General features: G+C 69.4%; 19 protein-coding genes. 13 read left to right on the plus strand and 6 right to left on the minus strand.

What is annotated here, in order from left to right; all coding sequences use genetic code 11:
- Position 1: 1 nt before the first annotated feature.
- Positions 2-1,306, minus strand: a complete 1,305-nt coding sequence (gene trpB / locus FN829_RS09095) for a tryptophan synthase subunit beta (protein WP_142986663.1) — start codon at positions 1,304-1,306, stop codon at positions 2-4.
- Complete coding sequence (gene trpC / locus FN829_RS09100; protein WP_142986664.1) at positions 1,303-2,169, minus strand: indole-3-glycerol phosphate synthase; 867 nt, start codon at positions 2,167-2,169, stop codon at positions 1,303-1,305. The genes trpB and trpC overlap by 4 nt, the downstream gene beginning before the upstream one ends.
- A 124-nt stretch (positions 2,170-2,293) precedes the next feature.
- Between trpC and FN829_RS09105 the strand changes: the two genes are divergently transcribed.
- From FN829_RS09105 to FN829_RS09140, 8 genes are all read left to right on the plus strand, one after another.
- Positions 2,294-2,755 carry an MGMT family protein gene (locus tag FN829_RS09105; protein WP_142986665.1) on the plus strand — a complete coding sequence of 154 codons (462 nt, stop codon included), beginning with the start codon at positions 2,294-2,296 and terminating at the stop codon, positions 2,753-2,755.
- A gap of 122 nt (positions 2,756-2,877) precedes the next feature.
- Positions 2,878-4,836, plus strand: coding sequence for an acetate--CoA ligase (gene acs, locus FN829_RS09110; RefSeq protein WP_142986666.1), 1,959 nt, complete (start codon positions 2,878-2,880; stop codon positions 4,834-4,836).
- Between the two features lie 166 nt (positions 4,837-5,002).
- Positions 5,003-6,724, plus strand: coding sequence for a bacterio-opsin activator domain-containing protein (locus FN829_RS09115; RefSeq protein ID WP_142986667.1), 1,722 nt, complete (start codon positions 5,003-5,005; stop codon positions 6,722-6,724).
- A 99-nt stretch (positions 6,725-6,823) separates the two neighbouring features.
- Complete coding sequence (gene acs / locus FN829_RS09120) at positions 6,824-8,818, plus strand: acetate--CoA ligase (RefSeq protein WP_142986668.1); 1,995 nt, start codon at positions 6,824-6,826, stop codon at positions 8,816-8,818.
- A gap of 116 nt (positions 8,819-8,934) precedes the next feature.
- Positions 8,935-9,375 (plus strand): DUF4212 domain-containing protein, encoded by a 441-nt coding sequence (locus FN829_RS09125; RefSeq protein ID WP_142986669.1) that lies wholly within the window; start codon positions 8,935-8,937, stop codon positions 9,373-9,375.
- Positions 9,372-11,126, plus strand: a complete 1,755-nt coding sequence (locus tag FN829_RS09130) for a VC_2705 family sodium/solute symporter (protein ID WP_142986670.1) — start codon at positions 9,372-9,374, stop codon at positions 11,124-11,126. The genes FN829_RS09125 and FN829_RS09130 overlap by 4 nt, the downstream gene beginning before the upstream one ends.
- A gap of 3 nt (positions 11,127-11,129) precedes the next feature.
- Entirely contained in the window at positions 11,130-11,591 is a 462-nt protein-coding gene (locus FN829_RS09135; RefSeq protein WP_142986671.1) for a universal stress protein, read from the plus strand.
- Positions 11,592-11,732: 141 nt separating this feature from the next.
- A complete protein-coding gene (locus FN829_RS09140) occupies positions 11,733-11,990 on the plus strand; it encodes a hypothetical protein (protein ID WP_142986672.1) in 258 nt (85 codons plus the stop codon).
- 16 nt (positions 11,991-12,006) lie between these two features.
- Here the strand turns inward: FN829_RS09140 and FN829_RS09145 are convergent, their stop codons facing one another.
- Positions 12,007-13,500 (minus strand): MATE family efflux transporter, encoded by a 1,494-nt coding sequence (locus FN829_RS09145; RefSeq protein ID WP_303646230.1) that lies wholly within the window; start codon positions 13,498-13,500, stop codon positions 12,007-12,009.
- 374 nt (positions 13,501-13,874) lie between these two features.
- On the opposite strand from FN829_RS09145, the gene FN829_RS09150 reads away from it, so the two are divergent.
- Positions 13,875-15,296, plus strand: coding sequence for a M20/M25/M40 family metallo-hydrolase (locus tag FN829_RS09150; RefSeq protein WP_142986673.1), 1,422 nt, complete (start codon positions 13,875-13,877; stop codon positions 15,294-15,296).
- A gap of 21 nt (positions 15,297-15,317) precedes the next feature.
- Here FN829_RS09150 and FN829_RS09155 read toward each other — a convergent pair whose 3' ends face one another.
- Complete coding sequence (locus FN829_RS09155) at positions 15,318-18,068, minus strand: heavy metal translocating P-type ATPase (protein WP_142986674.1); 2,751 nt, start codon at positions 18,066-18,068, stop codon at positions 15,318-15,320.
- Positions 18,069-18,427: 359 nt separating this feature from the next.
- Between FN829_RS09155 and FN829_RS09160 the strand changes: the two genes are divergently transcribed.
- Entirely contained in the window at positions 18,428-18,622 is a 195-nt protein-coding gene (locus FN829_RS09160) for a cold-shock protein (RefSeq protein WP_095635894.1), read from the plus strand.
- Between the two features lie 89 nt (positions 18,623-18,711).
- On the opposite strand, the gene FN829_RS09165 is transcribed toward FN829_RS09160, so the two are convergent.
- Positions 18,712-19,737: an oxidoreductase gene (locus FN829_RS09165; RefSeq protein ID WP_142986675.1), complete on the minus strand. Its 1,026-nt coding sequence runs from the start codon at positions 19,735-19,737 to the stop codon at positions 18,712-18,714.
- Between the two features lie 119 nt (positions 19,738-19,856).
- Here FN829_RS09165 and FN829_RS09170 point away from each other — a divergent pair, with 119 nt between their 5' ends.
- Both FN829_RS09170 and FN829_RS09175 read left to right on the plus strand, forming a co-directional pair.
- Positions 19,857-20,606, plus strand: coding sequence for a type 1 glutamine amidotransferase (locus FN829_RS09170; protein WP_142986676.1), 750 nt, complete (start codon positions 19,857-19,859; stop codon positions 20,604-20,606).
- A 521-nt stretch (positions 20,607-21,127) separates the two neighbouring features.
- The gene (locus tag FN829_RS09175; RefSeq protein ID WP_142986677.1) at positions 21,128-21,889 is read left to right on the plus strand and encodes a ribonuclease H-like domain-containing protein; all 762 of its coding nucleotides are present in this window, start codon (positions 21,128-21,130) and stop codon (positions 21,887-21,889) included.
- On the opposite strand, the gene FN829_RS09180 is transcribed toward FN829_RS09175, so the two are convergent.
- Complete coding sequence (locus FN829_RS09180; protein WP_142986678.1) at positions 21,890-23,083, minus strand: polymer-forming cytoskeletal protein; 1,194 nt, start codon at positions 23,081-23,083, stop codon at positions 21,890-21,892. It abuts the gene before it with no gap.
- 154 nt (positions 23,084-23,237) lie between these two features.
- On the opposite strand from FN829_RS09180, the gene FN829_RS09185 reads away from it, so the two are divergent.
- Complete coding sequence (locus FN829_RS09185; protein WP_142986679.1) at positions 23,238-23,414, plus strand: DUF5786 family protein; 177 nt, start codon at positions 23,238-23,240, stop codon at positions 23,412-23,414.
- Positions 23,415-23,666 lie beyond the last annotated feature (252 nt).

The following is a 23,666-nucleotide window of genomic DNA, read 5'->3' on the forward strand; positions in this document are numbered from 1 at the left end:
CTCAGATCCCCCCCGTGAACATCGACATGTCGGGTGCGCCTTCGATGTCGCGCTTGTCGGTCTCCTCGATGACGGACTCGAGGTCCTTGTCGCCGCGGCCGGAGACGGTCACGACCACCCGCTCGCCGAGGTCCTCGGCGTGCTCCTCGAGGTAGCCGAAGGCGTGGGCGGTCTCCAGCGCGGGAATGATCCCCTCGGTGTTCGAGAGCCGGTGGAACCCCTCGAGCGCGGCGTCGTCGTCGACCGCCACCGGCGTGACCCGTCCCTCGTCGACGAGGTACGCGAGTTCGGGGCCGACGCCGGCGTAATCGAGCCCTGAGGATACGGAGTGACTCTCCATGATCTGGCCGTGGGAGTCCTGGAGCAGCTTGGTTCGCGCGCCGTGGAGCACGCCCTCCTCGCCGGCGAAAAGCGACGCGGAGTTGGGTGCGACGCCGGCCTCCTCGTCGACCTCCAGCGTGGAGCCGCCCGCCTCGATCGCGTGGAGCGCGACAGACTCGTCGTCGACGAACCCCGCGAACGACCCCATCGTGTTGGAGCCGCCGCCCGCGCAGGCGACCACGTCGGTCGGTAGCTCGCCCGTCTTCTCGATCGACTGCGCGCGCGCCTCCTCGGAGATGACCGCCTGGAAGTCCCGGACCATCACCGGGAACGGGTGGGGACCGACCACCGACCCGATCACGTAGTGGGTGTTCTCGACGGTGGTCGCCCAGTCGCGCATCGTCTCCGAGATGGCCTCCTTCAGCGTGCCGCGGCCCGCGGTGACGGGATTTACCTCCGCGCCGTTGAGCTTCATCCGGAAGACGTTGGGGCGCTGGCGGTTGATGTCGCGCTCGCCCATGTAGATCTCACAGGGCATGTCGAGGTGGGCGGCCGCCATCGCGGTCGCGGTGCCGTGCTGGCCCGCGCCCGTCTCCGCGACGATGCGTTCCTTGCCCATGTACTTCGCGAGAAGCACCTGACCTAAGGCGTTGTTCAGCTTGTGTGCGCCGCCGTGGAGCAGGTCCTCGCGTTTGAGGTACACCTCCCGGTCGTAGCGCTCGGAGAGCCGCTCGGCGCGCTGAAGCGGCGTCGGTCGGCCGCCGAAGTCCGCGAGCCGCTCGCGGAACTCGTCCATGAAGCCGTCCTCGTTTCCGAGGACGTAGCGGTCGTAGGCGTCGGTCAGTTCCTCGATCGCGGGCATCAGCGCCTCAGGGACGTACTGGCCGCCGTAGCGGCCGAACTTCCCGTCGTCGCGGCCACGCTCGCGGCCCGGTCGCCGCGAGGGCTCCGGTGCGTCGGTCGTCGTGGGTTCCGTCTCGCTCATATACGTGTCTCCGGGGCGTCGTCGGTGGAGTGCGTGTCGGTTTCCGCTCGAGTCAGCTCTCGGGTATTCGCCTCGACGTCGCCGTCCATGATCGCGCTCCCGACGAGGAGCGCGTCCGCGCCGGCCGCCCGCATCCGGCGGACGTCCGCGGGGGAGGCGATCCCGCTCTCGGCGATCAGCGTCGCGTCGTCGGGGACTGCCGGCGCGACCGACTCAAAAGTCCCGAGGTCGACGACCAGTTCCGCGAGGTCGCGGTTGTTCACGCCGATGAGCTTCGCGCCCGCGTCGACGGCAGTCTCCAGCTCCTCGCGGTCGTGGACCTCCACGAGGACCTGGAACCCGCGGTCGCGCGCGGCAGCGAGCAGGTCGGGGAAGTCGTCGCCGACGAACCGGGCGATGAGCAGGACGACGTCGCTCTCGACGGCGTCGAGCTGCGACTCCGCCACGACGAAGTCCTTGCGGAGGACCGGCACGTCGACCGCCTCGCGCACGCGGTCGAGCGTCTCCGTGCTCCCGCCGAAGTGTTCGGGTTCCGTGAGTACGCTCAGCGCGGCCGCGCCGCCGGCGACCATCGACTCGGCCAGCTCCACCGGGTCGTCCTCGCGGGTACCTTCGGTGGTCGGACTGGTGGGTTTGACCTCCGCGATCACGGGGACGCGGTCGTCCGCCTCCGCGCGTTCGAAGGCGGCGCGCAGGTCGCGGGGGTCGACGGCGACGCGGTCCGAACCGGCCGGCTCGCCCGACTCGTCGCCTTCTCCCCCTCCGTCGTCGCCGCCTGCGCCCTCCTCGCCCTCTCGTGCCCTCTCGCGGGCCGCGGCGAGGATCGACCGTACCGCCGGATCCAACTCCGCTGTATCGTCCATTACTGTACACTAATGGACGTATTTGTACATAAGGCTTGTGGGGGCGGAGCCACCGACAGCGAGAAGTCCTCGGTCCGATCGGTTCCTCACTCCGTTTATCCGTCGCGGGGACCCACCGAAGCCCATGGCCACGAGCGGCACTTCCGGCGTCTTCGCGCGCGAGTACGACTTCGGACGAGCGGTCGAGATCGGGTTCGCCGGCGGGCGGGCGATCGCCGTCTCCTTCCCGGAGCGGGTTCCGGACGACGCGACCGGTGATCACGAACTCCTCGATCGGATCGGCGACGCCCTCGACGGCGACCCCGAACCGTTCGACGACGTCGAGATCGGGCTCACCGTTCCGACCGACCAGCGCCGGGTGCTCGAGGCGCTCCGCGAGCTTCCAGTCGGCGAGTCGTCGTCGCTGAGTCGACTCACGCGGCTCGCGGGGCTCGACGACAACGACGCCGAGGACCTCGAACTGGTGACGCGGGCCCTCCGCGAGAACCCGCTCCCGGTGATCCTCCCGGACCACCGCGTGGAGGGCGGCCCGTACGCGACCCCCGCTGACGTGCGCGAGCGACTCCGAGACGCGGAGGGGTTGTGACCCACGCGGAGGAATTGTGATCCGAGGCGCGGAGGGATCGTGACCGAACGCGCTCGGAGGCTGTAACGAGCGAGTACCGCCGGTCGGACAAAGTATACGGTCCTCCGGTCTGGAGTACACCCATGGACGACGCCGGGGCCGACGGCCGGCACGCGGGGGGCGCGTCCGGCGACGGGGAGGCGATCGATCCGCCGGAGACGTTCCGCGAGTCGGCCGCCGTCGCCGATCCGGACGTGTACGACTCGTTCGCGGCCGACTGGCCCGACGCGTGGCGGGCGGCTGCCGACCTCCTCGAGTGGGAGCGCTACCCGGAGACGGTGCTCGACGACGACGACCCACCCTTCTACGAGTGGTTCCCCGACGGCCGGCTCAACGCCGCGGCCAACTGTCTCGACCGGCACCTCGAGGACCGGCGCAACCGGCTCGCGATCCGGTGGTTCGGCAAGCGCGGCGAGCGTCGGTCGTACACCTACGCGGACCTCCACCGCGAGGTGAACGCCGCCGCGGCGGGCCTGCGGGATCTGGGCGTCGAGGAGGGCGACGTCGTCACGATCTACCTCCCGATGATCCCGGAGCTGCCGGTCGCGATGCTGGCGTGCGCGCGGATCGGCGCGCCCCACAACGTCGTCTTCGCCGGACTGTCGGCGGAGGCGCTCGCGACCCGGATCGACGCGGCCGACTCGGCGTATCTGATCACCTGCGACGGCTACTACCGCCGTGAGGACGCGTTCAACCAGAAGTCGCGCGCGGACAACGCCCGCCTCAAGGCCGACGCCGACCTCGAGGCGACGGTCGTCGTCGACCGCCTCGGCGACGCCCTCGAGACGCCCCTCGCCGCGGACGAACACGACTACGGGACGCTGGTGGACGCACACGACGGCGAGCGCGTCGACCCCGTCGCACGCGATGCGACCGACCTGCTGTTCGTGATGTACACCTCGGGGACCACCGGCCGGCCGAAGGGCGTCGAGCACGCGACGGGTGGGTACCTCGCACACGTCGCGTGGACGACCCGGAACGTCCTCGACGTGCGCCCCGACGACACTTACTGGTGTGCCGCCGACATCGGCTGGATCACCGGTCACTCCTACGGGGTGTACGGGCCGCTCGCGACCGGGACGACGACGGTGCTCTACGAGGGGTCGCCCGACTACCCTGACCGCGACCGCGTGTGGGACCTGATCGAGCGCAACGCGGTCAGCGTCTTCTACACCTCCCCCACCGCGATCCGCTCGTTCATGAAGTGGGGCGCGGAGTACCCGGACCGCCACGACCTCTCATCGATCCGCCTCCTGGGAACCGTCGGCGAGTCGATCACGCCGAAGGCGTGGCGCTGGTACCGCGAGCACGTCGGCGGGGGCGACGCGCCCGTCGTCGACACCTGGTGGCAGACGGAGACGGGCGCTATCGCCCTCGCGACGCTGCCGGGCGTCACGCCGATGAAGCCCGGGAAGGTCGGCCCGCCGCTGCCGGGGATCGACGCCCGCGTCGTCGACCGCGACGGCGACCCCGTCGAGCCGGGCGAGACCGGCTACCTGACGATCGGGTCGCCGTGGCCCGGCATGCTCCGCGGACTGCGCGAGGGCGAGGAGCGCTATCGGCGGGAGTACTGGACCGAGAGCGAGGACGGCTGGCACTACCGCACCGGCGACGGCGCGACCGTCGACGAGGACGGCTACGTGACGATCCTCGGTCGTGTCGACGACGTGATCAACGTCCGGGCCCACCGGTTCAACACTGCCGAGCTGGAGTCGGCCATCGTCTCGGTCGACGGCGTCACCGAGGCGGCCGTGGTCGGCGACGACGACGGCGGCGTCGTCGCGTACGTGACGACCCGCAGCGACGTCGATCCCGACGCCGCCCTCCGCGAGGCGATCACGACGGAGGTCGCCGGCGTCGTCGCCGAGGTCGCCCGACCCGACCGGATCGTCTTCACCCCCGAACTGCCGAAGACCCGCTCGGGGAAGATCATGCGCCGGCTCCTCGAGGACATCGCCCGCGGCGAGGAGTTCGGCGACGTGAGCGCGCTGCGGAACCCCGAGGTCGTCGGCGAGATCGAGTCGACGGTCCGCGAGGAATGAGTTTCGGTCTCAGACTGAAATACGAAACGAGACGAAGTTCTGAGGGGAGCATCAAAGGACGCAGAGGGCCAGAGGTCTCAGAAACTCTCTGGAACGGTCCGAGACGCCCCGGATAGGGAGGACACCACAAGAATTACCTTTCGCGTTTTCGAACAAACACGAAATCATGAGCGAGGCCCTCTCCGCCGACTCGTACGACGCGCTCGTGGCGGCGGCGGAGACGTATCGCGCCGCGGTCGTCGTCCGTCTGACGGGGGAGGCCGGCCTCCGGGCGGCCGAGATCCCGCGCGTCCGCCCCTGCGACCTCGGAGAGTCGCCGGCCGCCGAGGGGACGTTCCTCCTCGCGGTGCCGGCGGCTTCCGGGGCTATGAAAACCGAGGGCGTCGAGGCGTCGGACGACCCCGTCCCGATCGATCGCGAGACGGTCGTGCCCGCGTCGCTCGCGGCCGACCTTCGTCGGTACGCCGAGAGCGAGGGGCTCGCCGCGGAGGACCCCTTCGTCGGCGTCTCGACCCGCCGCGTCCAGATGTTGGTGCGCGAGACCGCCGATCGGGCTCGGGAGCGCCGCGACGACCCGGCGCTGTCGTCGGTCACGCCGCGGGACCTCCGGCGGACCTTCGCCCGGCGGCTCCTCGTCGACCGCGGCGTCGACCCGCACGTCGTCCGCGAGGCCGGCGGCTGGGAGACGATGGACGCGCTGGACGATCACCTCGATCCGCTCGACGGCGAGGCCGTCGCCACGGCCGTCGCCGGCGGCGGGCGCGACTCCCCGGACGTCGGCGGGGACGCGCGAGTCGACTGGACCGACCGCGGCGGCGACCGCGACGGCGACACGGACGACCGCCAGGGCGCGACGCTCACGCTCGTGCGCGCCTTCGAGGCGGTGGCCGAGGTTCCGGACCGAGAGGCCCTCTTCGAGACGGTCGTCGATCGGGCCTCCGAGACGGACCGGTGGCGAGAGGCGCGAATCCGCCGCGAGTCGTCCGCGTCGGAGTCGGAACCGGGCGACGAGAGAGCGGAGCGGAGCGTCGAGGACGACCGGTGGCTCTCCGTCCCGATCGGCCACTGGGAGACGACCTACGGGACGCTTCGGCTCCTCCCGGACGGCGCGCCGGCGGGCCCGGCGGAGCGTCGCGAGGCCGAGGCGCTCGGTCGGTGTCTCGGCTGGGCGGTCACGGCGGGGCGCTGGCGGGACCTCCTCCGCTCCGACGCGGTCACCGAGGTCGAGTTCCACACCGAAGCCGAGGCCGCGTTCCTCGCGTCGGCGAGCGCGGCGCTCAACTGCCGGATCGAGCTCGAGTCGACGGTCGCGGTGTCGGGATCGGCCTCGCGGTGGTACCTCTCCGTGACCGGTGCGGGGCCGCAGGCGGTCGCGGACGCGGTCGACGTCGCGGACGGTGTCTCCGAGCTTCGCGTGATCGAGACCCGCGAGGACGGCTGTGCGGTGTCGGCCCGCGCGACCGGCGGGTCGATCGTCCGCGCGCTGACGGGCCACGGCGCGGCCGTCCGGGAGGCGGTGGCCGAGGACGGCCGCGTACGGGTCGTCGCCGACCTCCCGGACGGGACCGACGTGCGGCCGATCGCCGACGACCTCCGGGAAGTCTTTCCCGACGCGCGGCTCGTGAGCAAGGAGTCGGTCGCGCGATCGCCACGGACGGAGTCGGCGCTCCGCGAGGAGGTGGTCGATCGGCTCACCGACCGCCAGTGGGCGACGCTGTCGGCGGCGTACCACAGCGGCTACTTCGACTGGCCGCGCGGCAGCACGGCCGAGGAGGTCGCGGACGCGATGGACGTCTCCTCGCCGACGTTCCACAACCACCTCCGGAAGGCGGAGCGGGCCCTCCTCGAGACGCTCTTCGAGGAACGCGACGCGCGGGATCGGCCGTGACTCCCCGGGAGGAGCCGCCTCGACCGTCGTATCCTTCACGATTTTTCCTATTTAGGGTGGTTGTTTATGTGGGGGTGTTCGGTGTATACGATCGTACCCATGACCGAGGACGACGGACAACTGGAAGCGCGGCTACAGGAACAGGAGGTGTTCGAGCCGTCCGATTCCTTCGTATCGGGGGCCAACGTGAACGACCCCGATATCTACGAGGAGTTCGAGGAGAACTGGCCGGAGTGTTGGGAGGGCGCGGCAGACCTCCTCGACTGGGAGACGGAGTACGACCGCGTGCTCGACGACGACGACCCGCCCTTCTACGAGTGGTTCACGGGCGGGGAGCTGAACGCCTCGGCGAACTGCCTCGACCGACACCTCGACGAGCGCGGCGACGAGGCCGCCATCGAGTGGGTCGGCGAGCCGGTCGACGAGGAGGACCGCACGTACACGTACGAGGAACTCCACCGCGAAGTCAACGAGTTCGCGGCCGCGCTGCGGGAGATGGGCGTCGAGGAGGACGACGTCGTCACCATGTACATGCCGATGATCCCGGAGCTGCCGGTCGCGATGCTGGCGTGCGCCCGCATCGGCGCGCCGCACAGCGTCGTCTTCGCGGGGTTCTCCGCGGACGCGCTCGCGACCCGGATGAACTCGGCGGACTCGGAGTTCCTCGTCACGTGTGACGGCTACTACCGCCGCGGCGACCCGCTCGACCACCTCGCAAAGGCCAACGAGGGTCTCGGAGACGTCGAACACGACACGGAGACGGTCGTCGTCGACCGACTCGGCCCCAACGGCGACGACTTCGGCCACGACCTGACCGACGACCAGTACGACTACGGCGACCTGGTGGCGGAGCACGCCGGCGCCGAGGTCGAGCCCGTGACGCGGGACGCCGAGGACATGCTCTTTTTGATGTACACCTCGGGGACGACGGGCAAGCCGAAAGGGGTGAAACACACCACCGGCGGCTACCTCTCGTGGGTGTCGTGGACCTCGCAGGCGGTGCTCGACATCAAGCCCGAGGACACCTACTTCTGTTCGGCCGACATCGGCTGGATCACGGGTCACTCCTACATCGTGTACGGGCCGCTCGCGCTCGGCACGACGACGATGATGTACGAGGGGACGCCGGATCACCCCGACCGCGACCGCCTCTGGGAGATAGTCGAGGAGTACGAGGCGACCCAGCTGTACACCGCGCCCACCGCGATCCGCGCGTTCATGAAGTGGGGCGAGGAGTACCCCGCCGCCCACGACCTCTCCTCGCTGCGGCTGCTCGGGACCGTCGGCGAGCCGATCAACCCGCGCGCCTGGAAGTGGTACTACAAGCACATCGGCGACGAGGAGTGTCCCGTCGTCGACACGTGGTGGCAGACGGAGACCGGCGGGATGATGATCACCACGCTGCCGGGCGTCAAGGACATGAAACCCGGCTCCGCCGGTCCGCCGCTCCCCGGCCTCGATGTCCAGATCCTCGACACGGCGGGCGAGGAGATCGAACCGGGACAGGCCGGCTACCTCACCGTCCAGAAGCCGTGGCCGGGGATGTTGCGGACCCTCTATAAGAACGACGAGCGGTTCATCGAGGAGTACTGGGCGGAGTACTCCGACACGGACAGCGACGACCCCGACGACTGGGTGTACTTCCCCGAGGACGGCGCGAAGATCGATGAGGACGGCTACATCACCGTGCTCGGCCGCGTCGACGACGTGATCAACGTATCCGGCCACCGGCTCGGGACGATGGAGATCGAGTCGGCGATCGTCGGCGTCGAGGGCGTCGCCGAGGCCGCCGTCGTCGGCGGCAACCACGACATCAAGGGCGAGGCCGTCTACGCGTACGTGATCACGGAGGACGGCTACGAGGGGAACGACGACCTCCGCGAGCGGATCGTCGCGGGCGTCGAGGACGCGATCGGCCCGATCGCCCGCCCCGAGCGGATCGTGTTCAGCCCCGATCTCCCGAAGACCCGGTCCGGGAAGATCATGCGACGCCTGCTCGAGAACATCGCCGACGGCGAGGCGATCGGCAACACCAGCACGCTCCGTAACCCCGAGATCGTCGAGGAGATCCAAGCCAAGGCGAACGACGACTGAGCCCGCCCTGCCCCGGCCCGGATCGTCCGGTCCGGCTCGCTATCGACGACGTGCGATTCGCGACTCTCGATTCACGATTCACGACGACCACCCGCGGAGACCGAACGGACCATACCATGACAGATAACGACACGCACGACCGAGCGAACGCCGTCGAGACCGACGGCGGCGTCGCGACCGGAGCCGCACAGGCACATCAGGAAACGAACTACCTCGACGCGGAGGTGAACCTCCTCGATCCGAGCACGCCGTACATGCGCGAACACCTCCGGATCGTCTGGACGGGGTTCGCCGTGTGGGTCCTCGCGGTGTGGGGCCCGGTGACGCTGACGCGACTCGCTCCCGGTCCGATGACGAGCCAGATGCCGATCCTGGGCTTCCCGCTCCACTACTTCCTCGTCGCGTTCGGGGCGCCGACCAGCGCGTTGATCCTCGCGTTCTGGTACTCGCGCAAGCGGGACGCGCTCGACGAGAAGTACGGTATCGATCACGCCACGACCGCGGAGGCCCCGAGCGGTGCTGAGGCCGCGGCGGCCGACGGGGGATCCGACGAATGACGGGGAGTTCCCTCCTCCTCCAGAGCGACCTCCTCCCGGAGGCCCTCGACATCTCGTTCAAGCTGGCACCGTCGATCCTCGTGATCGCGATGCTGGGGCTGTTCCTCACGATCGGGTTCGTCTTCCGCGTCGCCGACACCGAGAACATGTGGGTCGCCGGCCGGTCCATCGGGAACGTCGAGAACGGGATGGCGATCGGGGCGAACTGGATGTCCGCCGCCTCCTACCTCGGCATGGCGGCGTCGATCGCGCTCGCGGGGTTCTACGGGCTGGTGTACGTCGTCGGCTGGACGACGGGGTACTTCATCCTGCTCATCTTCCTCGCCGCGCAGCTGCGACGGTTCGGGAAGTACACCGCACCGGACTTCGTCGGCGACCGGTTCAACTCCGACACCGCGCGCGCCATCGCGGCGGTGACGACGTTCCTCATCGGCTTCGTCTACGCCATCGGGCAGGCGAAGGGGATGGCGCTCGTCGGCCTGTACATCTTCGGCGACTACGGGGGACTCATCCCCGGCCTGGACGGGTACCAGGTGATGGTCGTCGCGATGATGGTCGTCACCGTCGGCTACCTGACGCTATCCGGCATGCTGGGCGCGACGAAGAACCAGGCGGTCCAGTACGTCATCCTCATCCTCGCGTTCGTCGTCGGGCTGTTCGTCGTCGGCTACACGAACGGCTACTCGACGGTGCTGCCGCAGCTCGAGTACGGTATGTTGATCAGCGAACTCGGCAGCGAGTTCTCCGAACCGTTCGCCTCCTCGAGTTACTACCTCTGGGTCGCGACGACGTTCTCGCTCATCGTCGGCACCTGCGGGCTCCCGCACGTGCTCGTCCGGTTCTACACGGTCGAGAGCGAGCGGACGGCCCGCTGGTCAACCGTCTGGGGGCTCTTTTTCATCTGTATCCTGTACTGGAGCGCGCCCGCGTTCGCGGCGTTCGGGACCGACCTGTACACCCAGAACGTCGGTGCGACCTACGGCGACCCCGGCATGACGAGCGCGGCTAGCGAGGTCATCGTCGTATTGGCGGCACAGCTGTCCGGGCTCCCGGACTGGTTCGTCGGCATCGTCGCGGCGGGCGGTATCGCGGCGGCCATTGCGACGGTCGCCGGGCTGTTCATCGCCGGCTCGTCGGCGATCAGCCACGACATCTACACGAACATCATCAACGAGGACGCGACGCAGCGCCAGCAGATCCTCGTCGGCCGCCTCTCGATCGTCGCGCTGGGCGCGCTGACGACGCTGGCGGCGCTCAATCCCGCGTCGTCGATCGCCGCGCTCGTGGGGTACGCGTTCTCGCTCGCCGGCTCCGTCCTGTTCCCGATGTTCTTCCTCGGCATGTGGTGGGAGAACGCCAACCGGCAGGGCGCGCTCGCCGGCATGACGACCGGGCTGACGCTCTGGTCCATCCCGATGATCAACCAGATCGTCCCGACGTACATCGGCTCGCTCGAGGCGCCGCTGTCGGCGGGGCTGGCCCAGTGGATGCCAGCCATCGGCTCGGCGCTGATCACGCTCCCGGTCGTGTTCGCGGTCACCATCGTCGTCTCGATGGCGACCGACGAGCCGTCGCTCGAGACGAAGCGGATCGTCCGGCAGTGTCACAGCCCCGAGCCGATGGGCCAACAGGAGACCGCCGAGGACGTCGTCGCCGACGGCGGCGAGGAGATGGCGACGGACGGGGGCCGCGCAGCTGACGACGCGGCCGCCGACGCGGACCGCGCTGACGACGCGGCCACGGAGGAGTGATCCATGTACGAACGCATCCTGATCCCGACCGACGGCAGCGACGTCGCGGAGGCAGCAGTCGACCACGCGCTCGACCTCGCGGAGAAGTACGACGCCGAGGTCCACGCGCTGTACGTGGTCGACATCGACTCCGTGAACTACAGCCTTGGAACCGAACAGGTCGACCGGCTCAAACAGGGCCGGTTCGACGAGATGGAGGAGCTGAAAGAGAAGGCGGACGAGGCGACCGGCACCGTCGCCGAGCGCGGCGCGGAGCGCGACGTGGACGTCGTGGAACACGTCGCCGGCGGCCGCCCGCACAAGGTGATCGCCGACTACGCCGAGGACCACGAGATGGACCTCATCGTCATGGGAAGCCACGGGCGCGCCGGCGTCCGGCGCGCGCTCCTCGGGAGCGTCACCGAACGCACGCTGCGTTCGACGCACGTGCCCGTCCTCGTCGTGGACTACCTCGAGGAGGACTGAAACCGCGAGAGCGGGTCTCGCCCCGCGTCTGGGCGTCGATCCGTTTTCCGTCGCCGACGGGCTTCCCGCCGTCGACGCGTTTCTCACACCACCCCATCTCGCTTCCGGAACGCCGACGTACCCCGACCGACACGCTCACCCATGACCGAGACCGACCCGACCGATGACTCGGACGAGGAGCCCCTCGTCGACCGCCTCGGATCGCACGTCAGGGAGAACCGGACCGGCATGTTCCAGGACCTCGTGTTCGCGGTCGCGTGGGTGACGGTCGTCTCGCTGCTCTTCGATCACGTCTTCGTCGGCGCTCCGGAGTGGGCGTTCTACCTGGCGATGGTCGGCGGCGTTCCGGCGTACTTCGGCTTCTTCGCGTCGCTCGCGATCGCGAAACGGGGGAAGTGAGTCCCCGATCGCCCGATCAGTCGTCGGACGGCTCCGCGGAGGGGCCGTCGGCCGGCCCCTCGATGACTCCCTCCGTCCACGTTCCCCGTCGGAACCACGCGGCGCCGAGAAGGAAGGAGACGACGGCCGCCGTCGTGTACGCCCACCAGAGTCCCTCGACGCCCCAGCCGAGGCCCGTGTAGCCGACCTCGACGGCGGGGATGACGAGGGGACCGATCGTGAACCCGCCGAGCGTAACGCTCACGGCTCCGAACGCCAACAGCGCGGCGACGGGGATCCGGAAGATCCACCGCGAGAGAAGCGACAGGGCCATCGCGACCTTGGTGTGGCCCGCGCCGCGGAACCCGCCCTGGATCACCATCAGCCCGCCGAAGAAGGCCCACGAGAGCGCGACGATCCGCAGGAAGCCGATCCCCTCGGCGATCGTCGCCGGGTCGTCGACGAAGACGCCCATCGCGACGCCGGGGAAGGTCCAGACGAGCCCACCGGCGACCGCGAGCAGCCCCATCGTGCCCGCGGTGGCCGCGCGCGTGACGGCGGCCGCGCGCTCCGGGGTCCGCGCGCCGAGGTTCTGGCCCACGCCGGTCGCGGTCGCCTGCCCGACCGCACCGGCGACGCCCCACGAGATCGACATCAGCCGGACGCCGATGCCGTAGGCCGCGGTGGCGGCCGGCCCGAAGCGGGCGACGAGCGCCGCCATCGCGACCGCCGCGAACGACCGGGCCCAGCCGTCGAGCGTCCCCGGATAGCCCACGTCGATCAGCTTCCGGAGGATCTCCGGATTCGGGAGGAGGTCGCGGACGTACAGCTTCACGCCCCAGTCGCCGCGGATCAGGATCCAGATCCCGACCGCCGTCGCGAACAGTCGGGCGATGAACGTCGCGATCGCGGCCCCGCGGGTGCCGAGCGCGGGGACCGGCCCCCACCCGAGGATGAAGACGGGGTCGATGACGATGTTGAGCGCGGCGGAGATGGCGACGAGCCACATCGCGGTGCGGGTATCGCCCGCGCCCTGGAGCGACGCGCGGAACGCGAAGAAGAGGAAGGTGAGCGGCAGCGTGAGGAAGATCACCTCGATGTACGCGAGCGACTCCGTGAACACCGCGTCGCGCGCGCCGATCCAGTAGAGCAGCCGGTGGCGCGCGAGGAAGCCGACGACCGCCAGGACGATCGAGACGACGACCGCCAGCAGTACGGTCTGGCCGACGATCTCGTCCGCGCGCCGGTCCTCGCCCGCGCCGACGTGTTGGGAGACCAAGGCGATGGTCGCGGCGGTGAGTCCCATCGCGGTGGAGACGAACAGCCACGAGAGCGGGAACATGAGCGAGACGGCGGCGACGGCGTCGGTACTCACGCGACCCACCCAGAACATGTCCGCGAGGTTGTACAGCGTCTGGAGGAGGTTACCGAGCACCAGCGGCCACGCGAGGTCGAACAGCTTCGGGGAGATCGCTCCCGTCGTCATGTCGACCCGGGCGTCGTCGTTTCCCACGGGGTATCCTGTGCGCATTCTGGACCCCGTCGGACCTAACCTTTCGGGAGGCGGCGGGCGAGGCAAGCGAGGCCGAGGGAGCGAAGCGACCGAGGCCTCGTAGCGGAGCGGGGAGGAACGACCCGCGGAGCGTGGCGGTCCGGGAGGAGCGAAGCGACTGAGGCCTCGTAGCGGAGCGGGGAGGAACGACCCGCGAAGCAGGGCGGTTCGGAGAGGAAGCGAAGCGACGAGGCCTCGAAGCGGAGCGGGGAGGAACGACCCGCGAAGCAGGGCGGTTCATATGGACGAAGCGACCGAGGGTTCGTTCGCTTCGCTCACTCACTCTCGCTCACCTCCCGGAGACGGGTGCCGCGACCGCAAGGACGAGGACCCGCCCCGGCGTCGGGGTCGACATGGACGCGATCACCGCGACGATAGACGATCGGACCGAGGCGTATCGAGAGCGCCTGTTCGAGCTACTCTCACAGCCGAGCGTCTCGACGACCGGCGAGGGAATGGACGTCGCCGCCGACCTCGTGGTCGACGTACTCGAAGGGTCGGGACTCGACGCGGAACGGATCGAGACGGAGCGGTACCCCGTCGTCTACGCGGAGCGCGGCCCCGGAAGCGAGGGACGCGCTGGCGACGGCGAGAGAGGCGACGGAGGCGACGACGCGCCGACGATCCTGTTTTACGGTCACTACGACGTCCAGCCGCCGGGAGACGTGGACGCCTGGGAGTCGCCGGCGTTCGAGCCGACGGTCCGCGACGGCTCCATCTACGCCCGCGGCGCGGGCGACAACAAGGGTCAGTTCTCGGCCCACGCGTTCGCGGTCGACGCGCTCCTCGCGGCCGACGCGTTCCCGGACGTGACGGTGAAGCTGCTGATCGAAGGGGGCGAGGAGAGCGGCAGCGACGGCCTCCGTGAGTACCTCGAGGGGCAGCCCGCAGGTCTCTCCGACGTCGACCTCGTGTACGTCGCCGACGGGCCGCGCCACGCGGTCGCCGGTGAGGGCGGCGTCCGCTCGGGCGTCCCGACGCTGATGTACGGCAACCGCGGCGTCCTCTCGGTTCAGGTCGACCTGCGGACCGCGAACACCGACCTCCACTCCGGCAACTTCGGCGGACCGGTGCCTGGCGCGACGAACCGGCTCGTTGAGATCCTCGCGTCCATGCGCGCGGACGACGGCGACGGGATCGCCGTCGACGGCTTCCACGACGGGACCGCGATCACCGACGCGGACCGCGAGTTGGTGGCGCGGATTCCGGACGACAGCGAGGCGATCCGCGAGGAGCTGGACGTCGACCGCTTCGTCACCGAGGATCCCTACTACGAGCGGCTGTTGACCCGGCCGAGCATGACGGTGAACGGGCTCTCCGGCGGCTACCAGGGCGAGGGGATGAAGACCGTCCTCCCGGCGAGGGCGTCGGCGAAACTCGACTTCCGGCTCGTCCCGAACCAGGACCCGGACGCGGTCTTCGAGGCGGTCGCGGCCCACCTCCGAGAGCGCGAGCCGCGGGTCGAGGTGTCGAAACACGGCACGTTCCCGCCGATGAAGACGCCGGTCGACACGCCGATGGCGGAGCCGGTGTTGGACGCGTTGGAGACGGTGTGGGACGAGGGACCCGTCGAACTGCCCGTGCTGGGCGGGAGCCTGCCGGCCGCCTACTTCCGCGACGTGGAGGCGCTCGCGGACGTGCCCGTGCTCGTCGTTCCCTACGCCAATCACGACCAGGGGAACCACTCGCCGAACGAGCACCTCGACGTCGACTGCTTCGAGAACGGGATCCGGACGAGCGCGCGCGTCATCAGGTCGCTCGGCGACCGGAAGTGAGAAATCGGCGACGGCCGCCGATCAGCCGATCAGCCGACGGACCGTCCGCACCGGAAGGAACCGGTAGTCGTGATCGGGGGTAAAGCGGCGGAACGCCAGGCTGTTCGTCATCACCGAGACCGACGAGCCGGCCATCGCAAAGCCGGCGAGCGCGGGGTTCAACAGGCCGAGCGAGGCCACCGGGATCAGCGTCGCGTTGTACGCGAGCGCCCAGAACAGGTTCTGTCGGACCTTGGCGATCGTCGCCTCGGAGACCCGCAGCGCCTTGAGCACGTCACGGGGGTCGTCGCGCATCAGCGTCACGTCGGCCGCCTCGATCGCCACGTCGGTGCCGGACCCGATGGCGATCCCGACGTAGGCGGTCGTGAGCGCGGGCGCGTCGTTGACGCCGTCACCGACCATGGCGGCGCGGCTCCCGTCCGCCTGGATCGCCTCGACCGCGTCGGCTTTGTCCTCGGGGAGGACCTCGGCGCGGACCCGGTCGGGGTCGATACCCACCTGCTCGGCCACCGCGCGGGCGGTGCGCTCGTTGTCGCCGGTCAGCATCGACACCGCGATCCCGCGTTCCCGTAGCTCGCTCACGGTCTCGCGGGCGCTCTCGCGGACCGTGTCCGCGGTGGCGACGACCCCGAGGAGTTCGCCGGCCTCGTCGTCAGCGGCGTCTCCGTCGCGGGGCGACACCCGGGCCACGAGCATCGCGGTCTTCCCCTCGCGTTCCAGCCGTTCCATCGTCTCCTCGGCCGGCTCGGGATCGATACCGTTCTCGCGCAACAGCGCCCGGTTCCCGACGAGAACCGCTCCCTCGGGCGTTTCGGCGCGCACTCCGTGGCCGGGAACGTTCTCGAAGCCGTCGGGACCGTCGACCTCGATCCCGCGGTCGCGAGCGCCGGCGACGATCGCCTCGCCGAGGGGATGTTCGCTACCGGACTCGGCGGTCGCGGCCGCTCGAAGGAGCCGGGTCTCGGGGTCGCTCGCGGCGTGACCCGGGCTCGATTCGCGGTCGACGTCGGAATCGACGGCGACGCCGCCGTCCGGAGTCGCCGGAGGGTCGTCGTCACGGGTCGACGATGGACCACCGTCCCCGACCGGTCGCCCGTCGGCGAACGCGATCACGTCCGTGAGTTCCATCTCGCCGTGCGTGAGCGTCCCCGTCTTGTCGAAGACGACGGCGTCGACGTCGCGAACGCGCTCGAGGACGTCGCCGCCCTTGAACAGGACGCCGTTCGTCGCCGCGATGGTGGATCCGACCATCGTCGCGGCCGGAGTCGCGAGCCCGAGCGCACAGGGACACGCGATGATGACCGCGGAGGCGAAGACGACCATCGAGAACTCGAGGACGCTCACGCCGCCCGCCACGGGCCCGCCGCCGACCGGCCCCCACAGCGGGAGCCACTCGACGAACGCCGCGAGCGTCTCGGGGAACAGTCCCCACAGGACCGCCCAGACCAGCGCGTTGACGATGACGACCGGGACGAAGACGCTCGAGACCCGATCCACGAGCCGCTGGACGTCCGGCTGACGGGACTGTGCCTCCCGGACGCGCTCGACGATCTGACGGATCGCGGTGTCCTTTCCGACCTTCGTGGCCTCGACGAGCAGGACGCCGTTCTCGTTGACCGTCGAGCCGACCACCTCGTCGCCCGGCCCCTTCTCGACGGGGACCGACTCGCCGGTGAGCATCGACTCGTCGACCGCGGACTCGCCGTCGACGACCACGCCGTCGGTCGGCACCTTCTCCCCGGGGTGGACCTTCATCACGTCGCCGACCTCGATCTCCTCGACCGGGACGGTGCGTTCGGTCCCGTCGTCGTCGACGAGGGTCGCCTCGTCGGCGCTCATTCGGAGCAGCTCGCGCAGGGCGTCGCTCGCGCGGGCCTTGGAGCGCGCCTCCAGCCAGTTGCCGACGGTGATGAACCAGAGGATGAACGCGACCGCCTCGAAGTAGAGGTCGCCGACGAGCGCGACGCCCACGAGCGGTCCGACGAGCACGACCGTGCTGAACAGGTAGCCGGCCGAGGTGCCGATCGCGACCAGCGTGTCCATGTTCACGTCGCGGCCGTTCCGCCAGGCGCGCCACGCGCCGGAGAGGAACTCGCGGCCGAGCGTTCCCATCAGTACCGTCGCGATCGCGAACTGGACCCAACCGAGGTCGATCCCGGCGACCGTCTCGGGGACGCCGTAGAGTCCGAGCATCCCGCCCATCAGGTACCAGAACGGCAGCGTGAGAACGCCCCCGGCGAGCACGAGCCGGCGCTGGTGGGCGAGCTCGCGCTCCGCGGCGCTCTTCCGAGCGTCGTCGCCGGCGTCGCCGGACCCGCCGTCTCCCGACCCGCCGGCTCCGTCCCCCTCGCTCTCGCGGACCGGGTCGTATCCGGCGTCCTCGATCGCGGCGTACACGTCCTCCAAGTCGGCGTCGACCGGGTTGTACTCGACGCGTGCCTCGTCGGTGGCGGCGTTGACGTCGACGTCGACGACGCCCTCGACGCCGCCGATCGCCTCCTCGTTCGTCGCGGCGCAGGTCGAACAGCTCATTCCGCCGATCCCGACGGTGGCCGTCTCGGAGACCGGGTCGTAGCCCGCCTCGCGGATCGCTCCGTAGAGGTCCGCGAGGACGACACGATCGGGGTCGTACTCGACGGTCCCCTCGTCGGTCGCGAAGTTGACCGAGGCCGCCTCGACCCCGTCGAGGCCCTCCAACGCCTCCGTGACCGTCGACGAGCAGGTCGAACAGCTCATCCCTCCTATCTCGAGGTGCGCGGTGCGGGTGCTCATGTCGTGTGTACATACGTGGTCCCTACTCATGCGGATTGTGGTTACGATAGTGCCGATCTGACCCCCTCGTGACTTTCGAATGTGAAGCCAGACACGGGTTGCGGATCGGTCGATGAAACGACGGAGGGCATGGTGGACGCGTTCCGGCTCGCGGACCGAATTCACGGGCGGCTCCGAGGGGGTCACGGTTCACGTGCCGTTCCGAGGGGATCACGGACACGAACCCGGACGACGGTCCGGTCGGATCCGGTCCGGTCCGGTCCGGATCGCGACGCTCGGGGGCCGTATCCTCGATACACGGCGGATCGCGGGATACACACCAAACACTTATTGCCCGGTTCCGCCTCTGTAGGGTCGCGATGGCGACAGGCAAGGTCGACTTCTTCAACGACACCGGCGGTTACGGATTCATCGAGACTGACGACGCTGACGAGGACGTGTTCTTCCACATGGAAGACGTCGGCGGCCCGGACCTCGAGGAAGGCCAGGAGGTAGAGTTCGAGATCGAGGAGGCGGACAAGGGTCCACGCGCCAAGAACCTCACTCGACTGTAGCTCGCTCGGCAGCACCCGCTACCGACGACGTCGGACAGCTCTCGAAACGCGTCCCGCGTATATTACGAACCGTGAGCGGCCGCGCCGGCTCACGGATCGAGGGATTCCTCCGATCCGAACGGAAACGTCACCCCGGTCGCCTCGGTCGAGTACTCCCAGAGGCGGCGAGCGTCGGCGCGGTCGTAGGACGCGTCGTTCGACCGGCCGATCGTCGGATGCCCGCGCATGTTCATGAACCCGCCCGGCTCGACGTACGCACCGCCGTCGACGTCGGCGGTCGCGGCGTACAGCATGGGTTCGACACCCACCGCGGCGTCCTGGCCGAAGACGGCGTTCGCGAGCCGCATGCCGACCGTCATCAGGGGATTACCGCTCTCGCGAGCGGTGCGCATCTGGAGGTCGGTGTCGGCGTAGCCGGGGTGACACGCGACGCTTCGGACCCCGAGGTCGGCGGCGTCGATGCGACGCTGGAGCTCGTAGGCGAAGAGCAGGTTTGCGAGCTTGCTTCGACCGTACGCCTTCCACTTGCCGTACGACTCCTCCCAGTTGAGGTCGGCGAAGTCCATCTCGCCCTGCTCGTGTGCGCCCGAGGACTGGGTCACGATGCGGGCGGCGCCGGACCCCGTCCGGCTTGAAGCGGCGCTTCGCGCCGCGCTTTTCCCGTCGATCCCGTCAGCCGTGAGAAGGAGGTCGAACAGCCGGCCGGTCAGCGCGAAGTGACCGAGGTGGTTGACGCCGAACTGGGTCTCGAAGCCGTCCTCGGTCTCGCTCCGCGGGATCGCCATCACGCCCGCGTTGTTACAGAGCACGTCGACCGCGTCGTAATCCGCGGAGAGCCCCTCCGCGAACGACCGGATCGAGTCGAGCGAGGCGAGGTCACACTTGCGGACGTCGAGGTCGAGATCCGGGTCGGAGTCGGGATCGGCCGCCGCCGATTCCCGTATCTCCGTCGCTGCGTGTTCTCCACGGTCGACGCTTCTACACGCCATCACGACGGTCGCGCCCCTCCGGGCGAACGCTCGCGTTCCCTCGAAGCCGAGGCCGCTGTTGGCTCCGGTCACGACCACCGTCGTTCCCTCGAGGTCGGGCATATCCGCGGGGGTCCAGTCGGCCATGGGAGACGAAAGGGAGCCGGAAGGAGAAACCTGTCGCCGGTTCGATCGATCTCGGATGACCCGCGGCGACCGCGGACGACTGACGATTTAAGCCCCCGCGGCCCGGACACCCGACGTCCATGAGCTCCACCGACGCCGACGATCCGACGATCTACGTGGTCCGCAGCGAACCCGACCCGGACAGCGAGTACCACTGTAACGCCCTCGCGTCGTGGTTCCCCGAAGCGATCGAGATCGACTTCGTCGCCGGCGAGCGCGTCCCGGTCGAGGAGGCCGACGGCGTCGTCCTCACCGGGAGCACGGCCGGCGTCTACGAGGTCGAGGACCGCCCGTGGATCGCCGACCAGGAAGAACTCGTGTGCGACCTCGTCGATCGGGAGATCCCGACGCTCGGGGTCTGCTTCGGCCACCAGGTCGTGAACTCCGCGCTCGGCGGAACCGTCGAGAGGGTGGGAGAGACCACCGCACTCGTCGAGGCGGAACTCGACGACGACCCGATCTTCGAGGGCGTCTCCCCCGTCGTCGTCTCACTCCACGGCGACGCGGTGACCGAGTTGGGCGATGGTCTCGAGGTGATCGCCGCCGCCGACCACGCTCGGATCTTCGGAACTCGCCACCGAACCGCGCCGGTATGGACCGTCCAGTTCCACCCGGAGATCGAGGTCGAACACCGCGAACACCTCCGAGAGACGTTCGAGTGGGACGAACGCGAGTTCTCCTTCGCGGACCCGACCCCGGGACGTGTCTTCGAGAACTTCGAGCGGCTCGTGGCCGACGCGAATGAGGTTGGTGAAGCGGGGGGTGCGACCGAGGCGGCCGAGGTGGCCGATGCGGGTGAGGTGGCCGAAGCGGGCGAAACGAGGGAGTGAGCGGGCCACTCGGGATCGCTCGTGGATCCGTTCACGAGCGTATCGATCGCCGTTCGGTTTTCAGAACGCACGACGTGAAACGAGCGGGATGTCTTGAGAGCTTGTAGAACGGGTGTTTCGTGAATGATCACGGTGATGAAAACGGGATCGTTGCGGGCGCGGTGACTGTTTTCAAAGCCCCAGCCACGAGGACTCGCGTGACTCGCTGTGGTCCTCGTCGCTCGTTTCACTCGCTCCTGCGGTCCTTGCGTCGTCAGGCTTCGTCCTCGTGGCTGGGGCTTTGAGTCCCACCCGAATCACACAGCTCCGCACCTCACGCCTCCCCAACCTCCCGGCTCATTCCACTCGCCGCGTCCCTCGCGGGCTCCTCGTGCCCTCTCGGGCACTCGGAGGCGCGCCACCGCGATTGCTCTCTCCTTGGTCTCTACTGAACGATCGGAAGTGCGGAAAGCCATCGACTGCCGCGGATCTCGGCGGCGTCTCCCGCGGGGTTTTTGCCCGCCCGTCTCCCGGTAGCGGACATGCGCATCGAGAACAGCTTCATCCCGGTGGAGGGGGTCGGCGAGACGACGGAGCGCCGGCTTTGGGAGCGAGGCGTCCGGACCTGGGACGAGTTCGATCCCGCGGTCGACGTCGCCGGCGTCGGCTCCACCACGGCCGAGCGGATCGAGTCGTTCATCGCGGAGGCCCGGGCCCGCCTCGACGACGGCGACGCCGCGTACTTCGACCGACGCTTCCCGAGCGGCGAGCGCTGGCGGCTCTACGAGGACTTCCGCGAAGGGACCTGTTTCTTCGACATCGAGACCACCGGCCTCGACGAACACCGCGACCGGGTCACCACCGTCAGCTTCCACCAGGGCGGGGAGACGACGACCCTGGTGGCGGGCCGGGACCTCACCGCCGACCGCCTCCGCGAGCGGTTCCGGGAGGCCGACCTGCTGGCGACGTTCAACGGCGCGCGCTTCGACGTGCCCTTCCTCGAGGCGTCCTTCGGGATCGACGTCGACACGCCGCACCTGGATCTGATGTATCCGGCGAAGCGGATCGGGCTCTCGGGCGGGTTGAAACCGATCGAAAAGCAGATCGGCATCGACCGCGACCGCCCCGACATCTCCGGGCGCGACGCGGTCCGGCTCTGGCGCGAGTACGAGCGCGGCGACGACGAGGCCCTCCAGACGCTGATCTCGTACAATCGAGAGGACACGGAGAACCTACGGACGCTCGCTGATGCGGTCTGTGACTCGCTCCACCGAGACGTGTTCGCGCGGGCGATAGAAGGGTAGTCAGCTCGATTCGTTCGAGCCGTCCTCGGCGACCGCCGCGGCCGCCGCGTCGTCGCCCTCGACCCCCGCATCGCCGCCCTCGACCCCCGCGTCGTCGACTTCGGCGTTTGCGAGCGCCGTCTCGAGTCCCTCGATGCTCGATTCCGAGTCGTCTCGGGAGTCGCCGTCGCCAGCTTCCGGAGGTACGTCACCGTTCGCTTCGCTCCCGCTCGCAATGGGGTCGTCATCTATCGCTTCGGACTCGTCCTCGAGGTCGACGGCCGAGCCGATCTCGTCGTCGCTGTCCTCGTCCACGTTGTCCGTGGCGTCTTCGGCGTCTCCGTCCGCTTCCGCCTCTCCGTCCGACTCATCGTCCGCGATCGACTGAACCAACTTCATTTCGCCGCGAGCCCGCAGCGAGCCGTCGATCTCCGCGCCGTCGTGGATCACGAGATCGCCGGCGGAGACGTCACCGCGGACGTGAGCGTCCGCCTCGATCGTGACCGTCCCGCCGCGGGTCGTCACGTCGCCGTGGATCGTGGTCTCGGCACCGACGCTCACGTCCTCGCGGGCGCGCAGCGAGCCGAACACCTCGTTTCGCTCGCCGACGACGACCGACTCCGCACGGAGGTTGCCGTGGAGTCGGCAGTCGTCGCCGACGGTCGCGGGCGTCGAGACGCGCCAGGCGTCGTCGGAGATCTCCGCGCCGCGGGGGACGAGGAGCGGGTCGCGCACGTCGTCGCCGTCGGCGAGCGCCTCGGCCAGCTCGTCGGCCGCGTTCGTCTCGCCGACGCGCAACAGCTGAGAGAGCACGATGAAGTAGAAGACGAGCGTGGGGACGGGGTTCCGGATCACGATCCAGCCGTTGGCCTCGAATCCCTCCTCGATGTCCACGTCGTCGCCGATGTCGAGATCGCCGGAGACCATCAGCCGACCGGTGACCGTCACCCGCTCGCCGAGGTAGGCGTCCTCGCCGACGAGGACGTTCCCGTCGACGGAACACCAGGTGTCGAGCCGGCAGTCGCCGTCGGCCTCGATGTCGTCACCGACGTCGACGCGCTCGCCGATCGCGACGTTGCGGCCGCGGATCCCGAACTCGACCGTCGACTGCCCGCCCACGAGCACGTCGCCGTCGACGACCACGTCGTGCTCCTCGACGGTGGTCCCCGACGGGACCGAGAGCTCGTCTATCGGACCGCTCCCCCTCAGTGACACACCCGTGGGAAGTCCCCGCGGCGACATAAACGATAGGGGGGCGTCCGACGCCCGTCGGACGGCGGCGATGGGGGCGACCGCCCCGTGCGTGTGGATCGCTCTCGGGGCGACCCGCGGCCAGCGGGTTTTTCACTACGGGCCCGAAGTCCGAGACATGGGATTCGGATCGTACGACGAGAGCGAACAGGGGAGCCAGGACGTCGACACCGACGAGGACGGGGCCGTCAACGTCCACGAACACGACCACGACGGCGACGTGTCCGTCGAGGGCGGCGCGGACACCGACGCACTCGTCGACCGGCTCGGCGCGATGAAAGAGGACGAGGAGTAGGACGCGGATCCGGGGAGGTCGTACCGGTCTCCGCTCCGCATCGTTTTCGGATCGGAACGGATAGCTGTCCGTTCCATAGAGGTGCTTATAGAGCGGGTGTTTCGATGGAAATTGAGGTGAGTAGAACGGGATCGTTGCTGGCGCAGTGAACACCGCCAAAGCCCCAGCCGCGAGGACTCGCGCACCTCGTTGCGCGCTTCAGTCGTTCGCTCTGCTCTCTCCTTCCAGTGCTTACGTCGGTGAGCTTCGTCC

The organism is Halorubrum cibi, from assembly GCF_900182635.1.
Classification (GTDB): domain Archaea; phylum Halobacteriota; class Halobacteria; order Halobacteriales; family Haloferacaceae; genus Halorubrum; species Halorubrum cibi.

What these genes read in the sequence shown, in the direction of transcription:
- FN829_RS09165 (WP_142986675.1), bottom strand. Translation starts at nt 19,737, where the DNA reads ATGGCCGACTGGACCCCCGCGGATATGCCCGACCTCGAGGGAACGACG.
- FN829_RS09175 (WP_142986677.1), top strand. Translation starts at nt 21,128, where the DNA reads ATGCGCATCGAGAACAGCTTCATCCCGGTGGAGGGGGTCGGCGAGACG.
- FN829_RS09155 (WP_142986674.1), bottom strand. Translation starts at nt 18,068, where the DNA reads ATGAGCACCCGCACCGCGCACCTCGAGATAGGAGGGATGAGCTGTTCG.
- FN829_RS09140 (WP_142986672.1), top strand. Translation starts at nt 11,733, where the DNA reads ATGACCGAGACCGACCCGACCGATGACTCGGACGAGGAGCCCCTCGTC.
- FN829_RS09160 (WP_095635894.1), top strand. Translation starts at nt 18,428, where the DNA reads ATGGCGACAGGCAAGGTCGACTTCTTCAACGACACCGGCGGTTACGGA.
- FN829_RS09115 (WP_142986667.1), top strand. Translation starts at nt 5,003, where the DNA reads ATGAGCGAGGCCCTCTCCGCCGACTCGTACGACGCGCTCGTGGCGGCG.
- FN829_RS09150 (WP_142986673.1), top strand. Translation starts at nt 13,875, where the DNA reads ATGGACGCGATCACCGCGACGATAGACGATCGGACCGAGGCGTATCGA.
- acs (WP_142986668.1), top strand. Translation starts at nt 6,824, where the DNA reads ATGACCGAGGACGACGGACAACTGGAAGCGCGGCTACAGGAACAGGAG.
- trpC (WP_142986664.1), bottom strand. Translation starts at nt 2,169, where the DNA reads ATGGACGATACAGCGGAGTTGGATCCGGCGGTACGGTCGATCCTCGCC.
- FN829_RS09135 (WP_142986671.1), top strand. Translation starts at nt 11,130, where the DNA reads ATGTACGAACGCATCCTGATCCCGACCGACGGCAGCGACGTCGCGGAG.
- trpB (WP_142986663.1), bottom strand. Translation starts at nt 1,306, where the DNA reads ATGAGCGAGACGGAACCCACGACGACCGACGCACCGGAGCCCTCGCGG.
- FN829_RS09145 (WP_303646230.1), bottom strand. Translation starts at nt 13,500, where the DNA reads ATGCGCACAGGATACCCCGTGGGAAACGACGACGCCCGGGTCGACATG.
- FN829_RS09130 (WP_142986670.1), top strand. Translation starts at nt 9,372, where the DNA reads ATGACGGGGAGTTCCCTCCTCCTCCAGAGCGACCTCCTCCCGGAGGCC.
- FN829_RS09105 (WP_142986665.1), top strand. Translation starts at nt 2,294, where the DNA reads ATGGCCACGAGCGGCACTTCCGGCGTCTTCGCGCGCGAGTACGACTTC.
- acs (WP_142986666.1), top strand. Translation starts at nt 2,878, where the DNA reads ATGGACGACGCCGGGGCCGACGGCCGGCACGCGGGGGGCGCGTCCGGC.
- FN829_RS09125 (WP_142986669.1), top strand. Translation starts at nt 8,935, where the DNA reads ATGACAGATAACGACACGCACGACCGAGCGAACGCCGTCGAGACCGAC.
- FN829_RS09185 (WP_142986679.1), top strand. Translation starts at nt 23,238, where the DNA reads ATGGGATTCGGATCGTACGACGAGAGCGAACAGGGGAGCCAGGACGTC.
- FN829_RS09170 (WP_142986676.1), top strand. Translation starts at nt 19,857, where the DNA reads ATGAGCTCCACCGACGCCGACGATCCGACGATCTACGTGGTCCGCAGC.